At 43.4% G+C, this 15,719-nt stretch carries 17 protein-coding genes; 15 read left to right on the top strand and 2 right to left on the bottom strand.

Annotated features, from left to right (window positions below; all coding sequences use genetic code 11):
- Nucleotides 1–27: 27 nt before the first annotated feature.
- Nucleotides 28–1,314, bottom strand: a complete 1,287-nt coding sequence (bioA, locus tag CYL31_RS16040; RefSeq protein WP_212916180.1) for an adenosylmethionine--8-amino-7-oxononanoate transaminase — start codon at nt 1,312–1,314, stop codon at nt 28–30.
- Between the two features lie 76 nt (nt 1,315–1,390).
- Complete coding sequence (locus CYL31_RS20755) at nt 1,391–1,813, bottom strand: ComF family protein (RefSeq protein ID WP_249411610.1); 423 nt, start codon at nt 1,811–1,813, stop codon at nt 1,391–1,393.
- A 24-nt stretch (nt 1,814–1,837) separates the two neighbouring features.
- On the opposite strand from CYL31_RS20755, the gene CYL31_RS20750 reads away from it, so the two are divergent.
- The 15 genes from CYL31_RS20750 to fliJ all read left to right on the top strand — a co-directional run bounded on the left by CYL31_RS20750 (nt 1,838) and on the right by fliJ (nt 15,679).
- Nucleotides 1,838–2,002, top strand: coding sequence for a hypothetical protein (locus CYL31_RS20750; protein ID WP_249411609.1), 165 nt, complete (start codon nt 1,838–1,840; stop codon nt 2,000–2,002).
- Nucleotides 2,003–2,215: 213 nt separating this feature from the next.
- Nucleotides 2,216–3,286, top strand: coding sequence for a biotin synthase BioB (gene bioB / locus CYL31_RS16030; RefSeq protein ID WP_212918927.1), 1,071 nt, complete (start codon nt 2,216–2,218; stop codon nt 3,284–3,286).
- The gene (gene bioF, locus CYL31_RS16025; protein WP_212916178.1) at nt 3,270–4,496 is read left to right on the top strand and encodes an 8-amino-7-oxononanoate synthase; all 1,227 of its coding nucleotides are present in this window, start codon (nt 3,270–3,272) and stop codon (nt 4,494–4,496) included. Before bioB ends, bioF begins: the two co-directional genes overlap by 17 nt.
- Nucleotides 4,497–4,508: 12 nt before the next feature.
- A complete protein-coding gene (locus CYL31_RS16020) occupies nt 4,509–5,312 on the top strand; it encodes an alpha/beta fold hydrolase (protein WP_212916177.1) in 804 nt (267 codons plus the stop codon).
- Nucleotides 5,296–6,108, top strand: a complete 813-nt coding sequence (gene bioC, locus CYL31_RS16015) for a malonyl-ACP O-methyltransferase BioC (protein WP_212916176.1) — start codon at nt 5,296–5,298, stop codon at nt 6,106–6,108. The genes CYL31_RS16020 and bioC overlap by 17 nt, the downstream gene beginning before the upstream one ends.
- 8 nt (nt 6,109–6,116) lie before the next feature.
- Nucleotides 6,117–6,794 carry a dethiobiotin synthase gene (gene bioD, locus CYL31_RS16010; RefSeq protein ID WP_212916175.1) on the top strand — a complete coding sequence of 226 codons (678 nt, stop codon included), beginning with the start codon at nt 6,117–6,119 and terminating at the stop codon, nt 6,792–6,794.
- Nucleotides 6,795–6,900: 106 nt separating this feature from the next.
- A complete protein-coding gene (locus CYL31_RS16005) occupies nt 6,901–7,371 on the top strand; it encodes a helix-turn-helix domain-containing protein (RefSeq protein ID WP_212916174.1) in 471 nt (156 codons plus the stop codon).
- Complete coding sequence (locus CYL31_RS16000; RefSeq protein ID WP_212916173.1) at nt 7,371–8,525, top strand: sensor histidine kinase; 1,155 nt, start codon at nt 7,371–7,373, stop codon at nt 8,523–8,525. The genes CYL31_RS16005 and CYL31_RS16000 overlap by 1 nt, the downstream gene beginning before the upstream one ends.
- 1 nt (nt 8,526) lies before the next feature.
- The gene (locus tag CYL31_RS15995; RefSeq protein ID WP_212916172.1) at nt 8,527–9,873 is read left to right on the top strand and encodes a sigma-54-dependent transcriptional regulator; all 1,347 of its coding nucleotides are present in this window, start codon (nt 8,527–8,529) and stop codon (nt 9,871–9,873) included.
- Nucleotides 9,874–9,963: 90 nt separating this feature from the next.
- On the top strand, nt 9,964–10,326 hold the full coding sequence (gene fliE / locus CYL31_RS15990) for a flagellar hook-basal body complex protein FliE (RefSeq protein WP_212916171.1): 363 nt from the start codon (nt 9,964–9,966) through the stop codon (nt 10,324–10,326).
- A gap of 27 nt (nt 10,327–10,353) precedes the next feature.
- Nucleotides 10,354–12,030, top strand: a complete 1,677-nt coding sequence (fliF, locus tag CYL31_RS15985) for a flagellar basal-body MS-ring/collar protein FliF (RefSeq protein WP_212916170.1) — start codon at nt 10,354–10,356, stop codon at nt 12,028–12,030.
- Nucleotides 12,027–13,040: a flagellar motor switch protein FliG gene (gene fliG, locus CYL31_RS15980; RefSeq protein WP_212916169.1), complete on the top strand. Its 1,014-nt coding sequence runs from the start codon at nt 12,027–12,029 to the stop codon at nt 13,038–13,040. Before fliF ends, fliG begins: the two co-directional genes overlap by 4 nt.
- A 7-nt stretch (nt 13,041–13,047) precedes the next feature.
- On the top strand, nt 13,048–13,854 hold the full coding sequence (locus CYL31_RS15975; protein ID WP_212916168.1) for a FliH/SctL family protein: 807 nt from the start codon (nt 13,048–13,050) through the stop codon (nt 13,852–13,854).
- 5 nt (nt 13,855–13,859) lie between these two features.
- On the top strand, nt 13,860–15,191 hold the full coding sequence (fliI, locus tag CYL31_RS15970; RefSeq protein WP_212916167.1) for a flagellar protein export ATPase FliI: 1,332 nt from the start codon (nt 13,860–13,862) through the stop codon (nt 15,189–15,191).
- Between the two features lie 53 nt (nt 15,192–15,244).
- Complete coding sequence (gene fliJ, locus CYL31_RS15965) at nt 15,245–15,679, top strand: flagellar export protein FliJ (RefSeq protein WP_212916166.1); 435 nt, start codon at nt 15,245–15,247, stop codon at nt 15,677–15,679.
- Nucleotides 15,680–15,719 lie beyond the last annotated feature (40 nt).

Below are 15,719 nucleotides of genomic sequence, written 5' to 3'. Positions count from 1 at the left end.
TCAAAGGCCTTTTTATTTATATTTGGTTTAGCTTGGGAGTTCGCTAGTGACTTGATAAATGGCTTTACCAAGAATATTAATTTGCTCTTTACTGATTACATAAGGTGGCATCAAGTAAATAAGTTTACCGAAAGGGCGTACCCATACGCCTAGTTCAACGAGTTTTGGTTGTATTTCGTGTAAGTTGACCGCGTTTTTTAACTCAACAACACCAATACCGCCAAGGCAACGGACTTCTTTTACTTGTTCGAGCTGTCCACATGGCTCTAGGGCTTCTTTCATCCAGGTTTCTAGCTGGGTGATTTTTTCTGGAATATTGTATTTACTTAAAATAGATAAGCTTGCGTTAGCGGCGGAGCAGGCGAGAGGGTTTCCCATGAAGGTTGGCCCATGCATAAATACGCCACCATTGTCACTTATACCAAGTGCCACTTTATCGTTTGTTAAAGTGGCAGCCAGCGTCATGTAACCGCCGGTTAAGGCTTTGCCAACGCACATTATATCTGGGCAGATATTGCTATGATCTGTGGCAAAAAGCTTGCCCGTTCGACCAAAACCTGTAGCAATTTCGTCGAAAATTAAGAGTATCTCGAATTCATCGCAAAGTGCTCGAATCAGATTTAAATACTCCGGGTTATAAAAACGCATACCGCCAGCATTTTGTACAACGGGCTCGATAATGAAGCCTGCTATACGTTGGTGGTTTTCCTCAAACACCTTACGAACTTCGTCAAGGTATTCGGCTTTTATTGGTGCGTTCAAGCCAGTTGGTGGTGGTGAGATGAAGAATTGCTTTGTTAGTGCGCCAGTGAATAAGCTGTGCATGCCGTTTTCAGGGTCACACACTGACATGGCTGCGAATGTGTCGCCGTGATAGCCGCTTTTTGGACTGACGAAAAATTGCTTGTCAGGTTTGCCTTGGGTATTCCAATATTGGATGGCCATTTTTAGGGCAACTTCAACAGAAACTGAGCCTGAGTCGGAGAAGAAAACACGTTGTAACTCAGTAGGAGTAATTGCGATGAGCTTTTCGGCGAGTTCAATGGCAGGTTTGTGGGTTAGCCCTCCAAACATTACATGTGAAAATTGTGATAATTGTTCTTGGATAGCCGCATTCATGGTTGGGTGATTGTAGCCGTGGATAACACTCCACCAAGAAGACATACCATCGATTAGTGTGCGTCCATCGCTGAGGGTTATTTCGCAGCCCGAAGCTTTTTCAACAAGGAAGTGTGGACTGGGCTTGCTCATAGACGTGTATGGGTGCCACAGGAGTTGCTTGTCTAAATCTAGGTATTCTTGATCTGTTTTCATAACGTCACCATTGCTTTGTTGACGGCATAGTAAACAAAGCTGTCTTCTGTGGCTAGGCTGATATTTTTTCTTATTATTAATATTCTTTATCAGGTGTTCGGGCAATCACCCAAACATCCACTCGTTCTGCGCCTGCTTTTAATAACAGTTTGGTGCAGTTCTCTATCGTGCTTCCTGTCGTCATTACATCGTCAAATAAGGCCACATGTTTGGCGATAGGTCCATCAAGCTGATAGCTACTTTGAGGGCTTTTTAATCGCTCCTTTCGACTTAGTGAGTGTTGGGCTTTAGTGTTTTTAATTTTTCTTAGTGGATTGTTTTTAGGAATAGCTGGGCATTTTTCGCCCAGAAGCTCTTTAAGGTTTCTCGTTAGCTGGGTTGTCATGGCTTTTGTTTGGCAAAATCCACGCTCCTTGATTCGGCTTGGATGACTTGGTACATAGAGTATCTGTTCTGGCCAGCTTTCAGACGAATATGACTCAATGAGGTGTTCACTCAATAGGTAAATGAGTGGTCTTATGTAATGAGTTCCTTGATTAAATTTAATGCTATGGATGAGCGTTTTTATGATTCCTTCAAAGCGATAGGGCGCGATACATACTTGATAGGCAGGTTGGCTGCTTTGGCATTGTCCGCACAAAATGCTGGATTTTTGAGTTGGGCGTTTGCAGTGCTGACAATGATTTAGGTTGGATGGAAAGCCTTCATGGCAGGATTTGCAAAGTGTGTTTTGAGCTTTTGCATTGCAAATATAGCATAGGTCTAAAAATATACTCTTGTAAACCTGTGTTATTTTTGTGGTTGACAGTTTCTTCCAGTCCATTAGTATTGCTCCATTAATTTTTTCTGGATCGAGGATACTATGTCTTTAAGTATGGCTACAAACACGTCTGTAGCGAATATGTCCGCAAGCGCTCTGCCTACAAATAATGTGAGCGCACCGCGTTTTGATTGGACCCATGCAGAAATAAAAGCGTTGTTCGATTTGCCCTTTATGGATTTGATGTTTCGTGCTCAGACTGTCCATAGAGATAATTTTGCGCCAAATGAAGTGCAAGTAAGTACGCTTTTGTCGATCAAAACTGGCGCTTGTCCAGAAGACTGTAAGTACTGCCCGCAAAGTGGTCATTACAATACTGAACTTGAAAAAGAAAAGTTAATGGAAGTGCAGAAGGTGCTTGAAGAGGCTGCTTTGGCAAAAGAAAAAGGTGCAAGCCGTTTTTGCATGGGCGCCGCATGGAAGCACCCTTCCGAGAAAGATTTCCCTTATGTGCTAGAGATGATCAAGGGTGTTAAGTCTTTAGGTTTAGAGTCTTGTGTGACGCTAGGTTCGTTAAATGATGATCAAGCAAAGCGTTTATCAGATGTAGGTTTGGATTATTACAACCACAACCTAGATACCTCTGCTGAGTTCTACGACAGCATTATTACCACTCGTACTTATCAAGATCGTTTAGATACGCTGTCTCGTGTTCGTGATTCAGGAATCAAGCTTTGCTGTGGCGGTATTATGGGCATGGGGGAAGAGCAAAAAGACCGTGTAGGTTTGTTGCGCCAACTTTCTCAAATGGCTCCACATCCGGAAAGTGTGCCAATCAATATGTTGGTTAAGGTGGAAGGAACGCCGTTAGAAAATGTTGATGATCTAGATACGTTTGAATTTATTCGTACGATTGCAGTAGCGCGTATTTTGATGCCTAAATCGCATGTTCGGTTGTCTGCTGGTCGTCAAGGCATGAATGAGCAAACTCAAGCTTTGTGTTTTATGGCGGGTGCAAACTCTATTTTCTACGGTGAAAAGCTGCTTACTACTGGCAACCCAGAAGCCGATAAAGACATGGCGTTGTTTGCTAATTTGGGCATTAATCCAGAGAAGCGTGAAGAGCATTCAGATGCAGCGGTGGCTGAAGCTATTGCAGCGCAAGCAGTAAAACAAGAAGAGTCTAAGTTGTTTTATGAAGCCAGCGTCTAATACGCCGGACTGGGTGTTAGCGGCGCTTGAAGAGCGCCGCCAACAAGACTTAATGCGTCGTACCATTACGCTAGATAGTCCTCAAATTCCGCATACTCAAATACAGTCTCAAGATTATACGGCATTTTGCTCGAACGATTACCTAGGTTTAGCCAATCATCCGAAGCTAATTAAAGCGCTAAATGATACGGCTCAAGCTTATGGTGTTGGTGGTGGTTCGTCTCACTTAGTATGTGGTCATTTGGCTCCCCATCAAGCGTTGGAAGAAGCCTTGGCGGATTGGCTCGGTTACGAGCGAGTCATGCTATTTAGTACTGGGTATATGGCAAACCTTGGTGTGATTTCTGCGCTCGCGGATAAAAATCGTCCTATAGTACAAGACAAGCTTAATCATGCGTCTTTAATAGATGGCGCTTTGTTAGCACAAGCACCGTTACGCCGTTATTTGCATGGTGATGTGGAAAGTGCGCAAAAGTTGATTGCTAGATCCGCACCGGGTGGTTTGTTGATCACCGATGGGGTTTTCAGTATGGATGGTGATATTGCGCCTTTGGCGGAATTGTCTCATTTGGCTAATCAACATGATTGGATGTTCATGGTGGATGATGCTCATGGGTTAGGATGTCTTGGTGAAAACGGCAGAGGTTGTTTGGCGCTAGAGGGGCTGGACGCAACAAGTTTACCTATCTTGGTTGGCACTTTGGGTAAAGCGTTTGGCACCGCTGGAGCATTTGTGGCGACATCTAACGATTATGCGGATTATCTCACTCAATTTGCTCGACCTTATGTGTATACCACAGCAATGTCTCCAGCGATTGCAGGAGCTACTTTGGCTTCGTTGCAGCTTATTCAGTCAGCAGAGGGTCAGGAACGGCGAGATAGACTAGCTCGGCATATTACGTATTTTCGTCAGAGAGTTCAGTCGCTTCCGGTTACATTAATGCCTTCAAATACAGCCATTCAGCCGATTGTTATTGGTGATAGCAAGGCTGCAATTGCTATTAGCGAGCAATTAAAAGTGCTTGGAATCTGGTGTACCGCGATTCGTCCACCAACTGTGCCGGTAGGTAGCGCTCGTTTAAGAATTACCTTAAGTGCCGCCCACTCTGATGAAGATTTAGTGTTATTATGCGACTCACTCGAAAAAGTTTTAACAGCGAAACTTTTAAACGCAAAATGTTTAAATCCAAAGCGTTTAAATACAAAGTAATAGAGGGACAGCATGCGAGCACGTATTGAAACAGAAGCTTTTGGAAACTCGTCTAATCAAGCTATTTTTATGGTGTCTGGTTGGGCAATGCCAAAAGAGGTGATGCGCTCTTTTGCATTACGTCTGAGTCAGCGTTTTTATGTTGTTGTAGCGAATTTGCCTGGTATTTCGCTTAATGAGCAATGGATTTCACGCTCTCGTATTGGGCCTAATTATGATATCGCGGCTTTGTCTGAGCAGTTGATTGCCGTTGCACCCAAAGAGGCTTGGTGGATTGGTTGGTCTCTGGGGGGCATGGTATCTGCTTATGTTGCTGCGCGTCGTTCTAGTTGTGTGCTTGGTTTGATTACCTTGTCGTCTTCACCGAGTTTTATTAAACGAGAAAATTGGGAAGATGCAATGGGCGTCGAAGATTTTGATGCTTTTTCGGCTTTGGTTGAGCAGTCGCCTGAAGACGGTCTTAAGCGGTTTGTTATGTTGCAGGCTAAAGGTGCAGATAATGAACGAGCTTTGGTTAAACAATTACAGACCTTCTTGCCGGTTAAAACCTTGAGCCGTCCAGCTCTTATTGGTGGGCTTAGATTATTAAAATCGCTAGATGTGCGCCGTGAATGGTCGCTTTTGGATTGTCCTAATTTACACATATTAGGAGGCAAGGATGCGTTGGTTTCTAGTAAATCATTAGAGCAACAAACTGATGTAAATCCTTTGCAGCAATGTGTTGTACTGTCAAATTGTGCGCATCAGCCTTTTTTTGAAGATGAAGAGGCTTGTGTGCGTCATATAGAAAACTTTATCGATGCTAATAACTCCTGATATATCGACGCTTAGCTATAAACGACAACTTGCTAAGCGTTTTGATCGAGCTTCTCGGTCCTATGATTCTTATGCTGACTTTCAAAAAATTGTCCTAGACCGTCTGTTGGCGATGTTGCCACTAAATCAGGCAGACGTGGTACTTGATCTTGGAACGGGGACCGGTCAGGCTCTAGGGATATTGTCTGAACAATTAAATCCTATTTGTAATATTGCGCTCGACTTGTCGCCACAAATGTTAACCGTGGCAAGTGAGCGTTATTCTGCTTTGCAAAATACCCATTATATTTGTGCGGATGCCGAGCAATTACCTCTTCAAGATAAGTCGTGTGATTTGGTTTTTTCGAGTCTTGCGATTCAGTGGTGTCTGACCCCTTTGGTTTTGTTTAAAGAGCTTTATCGTGTCACCAAGCCAGGTGGCTATGTGGTTTTTTCAACGCTTTCGCAGGGCTCTATGCCCGAAATTAGTAAAGCTTGGTTTGGCTTGGATAATAAAGAACATGTTCATCAGTATATGGCATCAGGCGCGCTTTTAGATTGTGTTAAAGCATCCGAGTTGAACCTTGTGTCTTCTCAATTATCAGATATTCCTATGTGGTTTGATTCACCTGAAAGCGCTATTTATTCACTGAAAAAAGTCGGTGCTAGTTTGATCTCGGCTGATGGCGATCAATCTACATCACCCAGTAAGTGGAAAGCATTTTTGCAGGAGTATGAGAAGCAGCGGAATGAATGTGGAGTTCCTCTGAGTTATCAAGTTTCGTTTGTGGTCGCTCAACGGCCTATTAGTATCTAGGAGTTATGGTGAAAAAGCGTTTTTTTGTAACAGGTATTGATACCGATGCGGGTAAAACTTATGTCACCGTTGGTTTGTTAAATGCTGCCAAACGTGCAGGGTTGAAGTCAATTGGACTTAAACCAATTGCGGCAGGTGCAGACCGCATTGATGGTAAATTGCGCAATGATGATGCTTTGCTTATTCAGCAGGCAAGCAGTGTTAAATTAGCCTATGAACAAGTAAACCCGGTCGTTTTAGAAGAAGCAATTGCGCCTCATATTGCCGCAATGAAAGAGGGGCGCTTGGTCACAGTTTCTCGGTTAGAGGGTTTTATTAAAGGCACATTGCTTACACCTCATGACCTTGCGTTAGTTGAAGGTGCTGGTGGTTGGCGAGTACCATTAAACGACAGAGAGCTGCTATCTGGCTTAGCAAAATCCTTAGGCTTTCCGGTCATTATGGTTGTTAATATGAAGCTGGGGTGTTTGAATCACGCGATACTAACCGCAGAGGCCATTGCTCGTGATGGTTTGACTCTTGCCGGTTGGGTTGCCAATACTGGTGCGGAAAAAATGCCATATTATGATGAGAATCTCGCCAGCCTTATGAATATGATATCCGCACCATTATTAGGTGTTCTGCCTTGGTGTGAAAGCGAGCTTGATTCGCAGCAAGTTTTTGATGAATTGTTGCTGGCATTATAAGTTTTATACGGTGAAAAGCTGTGTAAATGCTTGAAAGTAAGCGGTAACAACGCATTATAATAGAATGATAGTTAGAATTGCTTATTTTTAAGGTTGAGGTGCTAATGTGAAAGCTTGGTTATGCGGTCTTGATGACGAAGAAATTTCGAGTGTTTCCAGTATCTTGACCTTTATTGGAGTCGAGCATGGTACTTCGTTGACGGCGTTTCACGTACCAGATTTTGTTGTGCTAGGTAAGTCTGTGCGGTCTTTTGAGCTGGATGAGGTGATTCCTGTTATCTCACTTTGTGAATCAATGGATGTAGTTGGCGATTATAATGTTTGGTTTTGCCCGTTACCTTGGCGTTCGCAAACGCTTTCTTCTGTGCTTAAAGAAATAAAGCAATTACATACTTTTCCTCAGGCGTCTGGCGTGAACTTGAATTTACATGTTCGCCACCTAGAGGCGCTGCTGATTCGTCAAGCTTTGGTGTCTACTCAAGGTGTAGTTTCTAAGGCTGCGCAGAACCTACAAATACAACGTACAACGCTTATCGAAAAAATGCGTCGCTATAATATTGATAAATCGGAGTTTTAGTGACAAAAGATGAAGAAATAGCGGAACTTAAAACCGCGTTTAAAGCGTTTTCCGAGTCTTCTGATGTATTGGCAAAATCCTATCTCGACCTTCAACAAGAAGTCGTTCGATTATACGAAAAGTTAGAAAGAGCCGAGCAGGATAAGCGCCAAGAGCAAGATAAAAATCGCATCTTAGTGTTGCAGTTTCAACAGCTTTTTGAATCTATGCCGGTGGGTGTTTTGCTGCTGAATGAAGAGGGGGTGGTGGTTATGGCTAACCCTGTTGCGGATCGCTTATTCAATTTGCCATTAGTTGGTCAATCTTGGGGAGAAATTGTTCCCTTGAGTTTTCGCCCCCAAAAAGATGATGGTCATGATGTGAGTATGGTTAGTGGCCGTCGCGTGCGAGTCGAGACAGCGTCATTGGGGAATGTTCCTGGTCAGTTGGTTATTCTGGTTGATTTGACGGAAGCCTATTTGCTACAGAAAAAACTGAGTCATCACGAGCGATTATCTAATATGGGTAAAATGGTCGCGGCGTTGGCTCATCAAATTAGAACGCCTTTATCTTCAGCTACGCTTTATGCTGGTCATCTACAAAAACCAGATCTAGCGCCTGTTATGCGTCAGACATTTGCTAATAAGCTAGTGGATCGATTGGCAAACATTGAAAAACAAATTCGCGATATGTTGATTTTTTCTCGCAGTGAAATAAAGCTGGATGAAACGGTGAGTGTTTCTGTTTTTATTAGAGAATTAACCAATCACTGCAAAGAAATTTGCGATCAAAAGAATATGCAGTTTGAGGCGTTAGGTGCCTCTTTTGTGGCAACAGATTGTATTCAGTGTAATAAAGAAACATTATTAGGTGCTTTGTTGAATCTTTTGAATAACGCCATAGATGCCCAGTCAGAAGGTGACGTAGTTCAACTAAATTGGCGCAATAATGACGGCTATGTGACACTGACGTTTAAAGATCGTGGAGTGGGCATGTCTAAATCGCACTTGGAGCATGTCCAAGAAGGCTTTGTGACAACAAAACAACATGGAACTGGGTTGGGCTTGATGGTTGTTAAGGCCATTGCAAGAGCTCATCATGGACAATTTGAAATAGACAGTATTGAGGGCGCTGGAACAACCGCCAGTTTGACGCTTCCTCTTGTAAGGGTATGACATGTCTGAAGTTAAGTTATTAATAGTAGAAGATGACAAGGGACTTGCTGAAGCGCTGGAAGATACGCTGATGTTAGCAAGTTACCAATGCAAAATAGTTTACAGTGCTGAAGAAGCCGTGGTTGCATTGAAGCACAATCTCTTTGATATGGTGGTGTCTGATGTAAACTTGCCAGGCATGGATGGCTATGGATTACTGCATCATGTTATCGATACATACCCAGAATTGCCTATTATGCTGATGACAGCTTATGGGGATATTGCCCACGCAGTGGAAGCCATGCGCGATGGTGCAGTTGATTATTTATTGAAGCCTTTTCAAGAAGAAGAGCTACTTAAAGCCATTGCAAAATACACCGTCAAAGAAGCGCTATCTACAAATCCTCAGCCCATCGCGAAAGACCCTTCTAGTATTGCGTTATTAGAATTGGCAAGACGGGTTGCTGTTACCGATTCCACAGTATTAATTTGTGGTGAAAGTGGTACTGGTAAGGAAGTGTTGGCTCACTATATTCATCAGCATTCTAGTCGACCTCATGCGCCTTTTGTTGCGATTAACTGTGCTGCGATTCCTGAAAATATGCTTGAAGCGATTCTGTTCGGCTATGAAAAAGGGGCTTACACAGGAGCCGTATCTTCGCAAGCGGGCAAATTTGAACAGGCCAATGGCGGCACTTTGTTGTTAGATGAAATAACCGAGATGGATGTTGGTTTACAGGCTAAGCTGCTGCGAGTTTTGCAGGAGCAAGAAGTTGAGCGTCTTGGCGGCAAAAAATCTATTCCTTTGGATGTGCGAATTATAGCAACCACTAACCGTGATCTTGCTGATTATGTTCGTGATGGTGGTTTTAGAGAAGATTTGTATTATCGATTAAATGTTTTTCCGCTGCGTTGGTTGCCTATTCGTGAGCGTAAAGGTGATATTTTGCCAGTCGCTCAGCATTTGCTTGCGAAACATGCCTCCAAAATGCGAATTACAGGCGCGACGTTAAAGCCATCAGCCCAAAGTAAATTAGAAGCTCACCCTTGGCCTGGAAACGTTCGTGAACTTGATAATGTCATTCAGCGAGCTTTAATTCTAAGTCCAAATGCACAAATCAATGAGGATCATATTGCGTTTGATATGATGAGTTTGGCGCCTGTCGTTGTTGAAACTATTGCTGATGAAGACAGCGCTGCTTCGATTTTAGGCAAAGGTGTTCAGCAGCATGAATTTCGCATTATTGCGCAAGCATTAGTCGATGCGAACGGCAAACGTAAAGTTGTTGCAGATAAACTAGGAATTAGTCCTAGAACTTTACGCTATAAAATCGCTAAAATGCGAGAAAGTGGCATAGACGTTGATTGATTTTTGTATCTTGTTTTAATTAGCTTTATGCTAAGCTGTGTATTAGCGATATGTTAAGTTGTATAAATGTGATTTTTTTAGGTGAATAACATGATTTCTGGTCGACCAGACATTAATCAGGTGTTGTCCCAAATGAGGGATATGCGGTCGCAGGTTCAGGCGCCGAGTTCTCCTGTGTCTAATGTTGCCAAGGTGGGCGGTGAGAGCGAGGGAGGCCAGACTGTAGAGCGTGCAGATTTCGCGGAAATGTTGAAAAATGCAGTTAATAATGTAAATGCTTTGCAAAAGGAATCTACACAATTAGCCCAATCTTATGAGCGCGGTGACGAAGGGGTTGACTTACCTCAAGTTATGATTGGTCTGCAAAAATCGAGTGTGTCATTCGAGGCAATGACTCAGGTGCGTAATAAACTTGTAGACGCGTATGAAAAAATCATGAATATGCCGATTTAGGCATTATAAACCGCTTGGCGCTTTTTAATGGATAATGTCCCTGCAGAACAATCGGAGCAAAAGCTCTATTTAGAGTTAGTTACCGGCTTTAATAAGCTGACGGTGATTCGTCAGCTTGCATTAATGGTCGGTTTGGCCGCATCTATAGCAATTGGGTTAGCGGCAGTTTTATGGAGTAATGGGCCAGATTACAAGCCTGTATTAAGTAGTATTACAGATTATAATGCAGACCAAATTGTAGAAATCCTCAGTGTTAATAATATTCCTTTTAAATTAGATCAAAATACAGGCGCTTTGCTTGTTGAATCTGATTTTTATCATCAAGCTCGTCTTAAATTAGCTGGCTCTGGCATCGTTTCCGACAATATTGTTGGTATGGAAATAATGGATCAGGAGCAAGGCCTCGGCACTTCTCAATTTGTCGAAACGACACGTTATAGACGAGGTCTTGAAGGTGAGTTAAGTCGAACTATTTCCAGTCTGCAAAGTATTAAAAGTGCTAGAGTACATTTAGCGATACCAAAAGAATCTGTTTTTGTTCGTGATACAAGAAAACCTTCTGCCTCTGTATTTTTGGAGCTTTATCCTGGGAGACGGTTGGATAAGAGTCAGGTGGAGGCTATTGTGAATTTAGTGGCCTCTAGCATTTCTCAGTTGAATGATAAAGACGTCACTGTGGTTGATCAGCGTGGCACTTTGTTGACGGAGAAAGATTCAGACTCTGAATTGTCTGTGGCTGGTAAGCAGTTTGATTATGCTCGCAAAGTAGAGGATGTGTTGTTGCAGCGAGTGAATAACATACTTGGCCCTGTGATAGGCCAAGGGCGCTTTAAAGCAGAAGTGTCTGCTGACGTTGATTTCACTGCTGTAGAAAAGACCAACGAGCAATATAATCCAGATTTACTCGCTTTGCGCAGTGAGCAGACGTTAAAAGAAAATCGCGGCGCTGGCGCTAATGCGAGCGGCATACCTGGTGCGCTAACAAACCAGCCTCCGGGTGCAGTTACTATCCCTGAAGCTGTTGATGAAAATGGCGCGCCAATCGGTGGCAGTTCATCAGCTGCTAATGGACAGTCTCGCGAAGAAACAACACGTAATTTTGAATTAGATCGAAGTATTAGTTATACCAAGCGCCAACAAGGCATGGTTAGGCGTTTATCGGTTGCGGTTGTTGTTGATGATTTAATGAGTTTGAATCCCGATACGGCAGCTATTGTAAGAACGCCTTGGAATGACGATGAGCTGGGGCGCTTAACTTTATTGGTCCGTGATGCGGTGGGTTATGATCCATCTCGTGGCGATAGTGTTAGTGTGATTAATTCACCTTTTGCTTTGCCTGAACCAGAAGAGCCCATTGTTGAATTACCATTCTATCAACAGGCATGGTTCCTAAGCCTAATACAGCCTACATTGGTTGGTATATTTGTGCTTATCTTGTTGCTGGTGGTAGTGCGTCCAATTTTGAAAACCCTCAGTGATCAGAATAAAATTGCGGTTACTGAAGATACTGAAGCGGCGATATTCTCCGATGAAACGGATGAAATTTCAGATGATCAAGTGTCTCTTGTTAGTGCGGAAGACATATTGGTGCCTGGTTCTCCTGAAAAAATTGATCGTCAATTAAATGCGATTCGTGGCTTGATTGCAGAGGAACCAGAGCGAGTTGCTCAAGTCGTTAAACAATGGGTAATGGAAAGCAAATGAGTGATACAGGCCAAGGCGCAGAATTAAGTTCGGTTCAAAAAGCTGCAGTGCTACTTATGTCACTGGGTGAGTCTGATGCCGCACAAATACTAAAGCATATGGGGCCTAAAGAGGTTCAGCGTATCGGTCAGACGATGGCGCAGCTGTCAAATATCCAGCGTCATCAAGTTGAAAAAGTGTTAGACGATTTTTTAGTATTAGTAGGCGATCAAACTGGTTTAGGTTTGGGGGCTGATGGTTATATCCGAAATATGCTAAGAGAAGCGCTTGGTGAAGAAAAAGCTGGTAGTTTGATTGATCGAATTCTACTTGGTGGTAATACAACGGGTCTTGATACGCTGAAGTGGATGGAGTCTCGTGCAGTTGCAGATGTTATTCGTTACGAGCATCCTCAGATTCAAGCCATTGTTATTTCTTACCTAGACCCAGATCAGGCGGCAGATATACTTGCCAACTTCGATGAGCGAGTGCGTTTAGATATCGTATTACGTGTGGCGGCCTTAGAAACGGTTCAGCCAGCAGCGTTACAAGAGTTAAACAACATTCTTGAGCGTCAGTTCTCGGGCAATAATTCAACGCAGTCAACGACCATCGGTGGTATTCGTACTGCAGCAAATATCATGAACTTTATTGATAGTTCGGTAGAATCTGAATTGATGGAGTCTATTCGTGATGTGGATGAGGATTTGGCAAATACTATCCAAGATTTGATGTTTGTCTTTGATAACTTGTTGGATGTAGATGATCGTGGTATTCAGATTATTCTTCGCGAAGTGGAATCTGAAACCTTAATTCTTGCATTAAAAGGGGCAGACCCAGACATGCAGGAAAAAGTCTTCAAAAATATGTCGTCTCGTGCTGCTGATATGTTGAAAGATGATTTGGATGCGAAAGGCCCTGTACGGGTAAGTGAAGTAGAAGTTGCGCAAAAAGAAATTCTGGCTGTTGCTAGACGCCTTGCTGATAACGGAGAAATTGTTCTCGGTGGCGGCGGTGAGCAGATGGTTTAGTTAGAGTATGTCTGATCAAAAACATGAAAAAGGCGAGCGTAAGCTAACCGCTTATGAGCGTTGGGAACTTCCTCACCTTGAGAATAATAAGCCGAATACCAGCTCTGGTCCTGCACTTCTTATCCAGAAAAACACCGTTGTTATGACAGAAGAAGTGGACGAAGACTCTTTAATTTATGAGCCTTTGACCGCTTCGCAGTTAGAAGAGATTCGTTTAGCGGCTTATGATGAAGGTTTTATTCAAGGTGAAGAAGAAGGCCACGCAAAAGGTCATTCTGATGGCTTCGCGAAGGGTGAAGTGGATGGTTTTGAAAAAGGTCATGAAGAAGGTCGGTTAATAGGCGTTGAAGAAGGGCTGGCGCAGGCAAGGGCAGAAGCTCAGATTCATCTAGAAGCACTTGAGATGCTATTGGCGAATGTTGTTAAAGAGATAACATTGCCTTTAGAAGATAGTCGTGCTGCTGTCGAAAATATATTGTATCAATCGATGACACGAATCATTGAAAATGTCTGTCTTTCAAAAATGACTGAAGATGGGCATAAAGTTTTAAAAGAACAACTTACTAGAGTATTTGATGAAATAGGCGAATACGAAGGGCGAGTTCGTTTGCGTCTTCATCCTGATGACGTCACTATTTTGGACGAACTTGGTGTTAAAGAACGTTTAACCATTCAACTAGAGGCAGATGACTCGCTGATTAATGGTGGCTTCGTGATTGACTCTAAGTCCTTTCATATCGATGGTCGAGTAGAGCAGCGACTAGAAACCATATGCGATGAGCTTCGTCTTCTTTCCCTTCCTGAGCAGGACTAACGCTCGTGTCCACCCTTGAAGAACGTTTAAATAAATTAAGTCATGTCTCTTCTGTTTCTTTGCCTCCTCAAATTGAAGGTAAAGTGACGCGTATGGTCGGTTTGACTATGGAGGCAGTTGGCTGTGTTGTGGCCCTTGGTGATCGTTGCTCGGTTCAAGTTCGCAAGGACCGTTGGGTGGAATCTGAAGTGGTGGGTTTTACCGGAGATTTAACTTATTTGATGCCAACAGAGGCTATTGAGGGGATTTCTCCTGGCGCGCGGGTTCGTCCGTTGCTTGGCGATAGCAGAATGCCAGTTGGTGATGAGTTACTTGGTCGCGTGGTAAATGGACTGGGCAAGCCTTTGGATGGCAAAGGGCCGATTAAAACCAAAGACTCTGTGACGTTACACGGTAATGTGATTAACCCATTGCAAAGAAAGCCAATTTGTGAGCCTTTAGATGTTGGTATAAAAGCGATTAACAGTTTGCTCACGGTTGGCAAAGGTCAGCGTTTGGGGCTTTTTGCGGGCAGTGGTGTGGGCAAAAGTATGTTGCTTGGCATGATGACCAAATTTACCGAAGCAGATATTACTGTTGTTGGTCTAATTGGTGAACGTGGTCGAGAAGTTAAAGAGTTTATTGATCAAATACTGGGCGAAGAAGGCCTTGCTCGCTCCGTTATTGTAGCGTCGCCTGCGGATGATTCTGCATTAATGCGTCTACGTGCCGCTATGCTGGCAACACGGATTGCTGAATATTATCGGGATCAGGGGAAAAACGTATTGTTGTTAATGGATTCCCTGACACGATACGCTCAAGCGCAGCGGGAAATTGCATTGTCAGTGGGGGAGCCGCCTGCGACTAAAGGCTATCCGCCTTCGGTGTTCTCTAAACTTCCTCAGTTGGTAGAGCGGGCTGGTAATGGCTGTGAAGGCAGTGGTTCGGTAACGGCTTTTTATACCGTATTGACCGAAGGTGATGATCAACAAGACCCTATCGCAGATGCGTCTCGAGCGATTCTTGATGGCCATATTGTGCTATCTCGACGGTTGGCGGAAGAGGGGCATTACCCAGCCATTGATATAGAAGCTTCGATTTCTCGGGCTATGCCACATATAGTTAGTGAAGATCACTTGTATGGTGCGATGCGAGTAAAGCAGTTATATTCTAAATTTCAGCAAAATCAAGACCTTATTTCGGTGGGGGCTTACGCTCGAGGTAGTGATCCGGATTTAGATCAAGCTATCATACAAATGCCTGAGATTCGTAATTTCCTTCAGCAGTCGCTTACTGAAAGTTTCACGATTGATCAGAGTTTACAGGCTCTTGTTACAGCGATGACCAAGGGACAGTAGACGATTACAGGTAAAAACGTCTACTATTTAGCGAGTTTCCGAATGGGGCATGCATGAAAAAATCACGTCGAATGCAGATATTAGTCGACCTTGCTAAGCGCAAAGAGGATTCGGCTGCTCAGCAGTTAGCTCGAGATAAAGCCAAAGTACAGTATGATGAGCAAAAACTGAATGAATTGCGGGAGTACGCTGGCCAATATGAGTCAGAGCGTAATTTACTAGGTTTGAGTGCTTATTTGACGACCAATTATCAGCATTTTGTGAATCGTGTTCAACAGGCGATTGTGCAGCAAGAAGCGGCTGTAGGCCGTTCTGAACAGCAAGCAGATATGAGTATGCGTCGATGGTTGCAAGCTCGCTCGAAAACCAAAAGCATGGATTGGCTAAAAGAAAAAAACCACAAAGCGGAATTGATCGTTGAAGCAAAGCAAGAGCAGCTTCAGAGCGATGAGTTTGCCATGCGTCGTTTTTTGGACAATATGCGATAGCGTTTTAAGTGCTATTTGGTAAAGCCACTTAGCTTATTGT

The sequence above is a fragment of the Marinomonas sp. A3A genome (assembly GCF_018336955.1).
Classification (GTDB): domain Bacteria; phylum Pseudomonadota; class Gammaproteobacteria; order Pseudomonadales; family Marinomonadaceae; genus Marinomonas; species Marinomonas lutimaris.
Note: the sequence above shows the minus strand (reverse complement) of the source record. Positions and strands in the feature narration are given on the sequence as shown.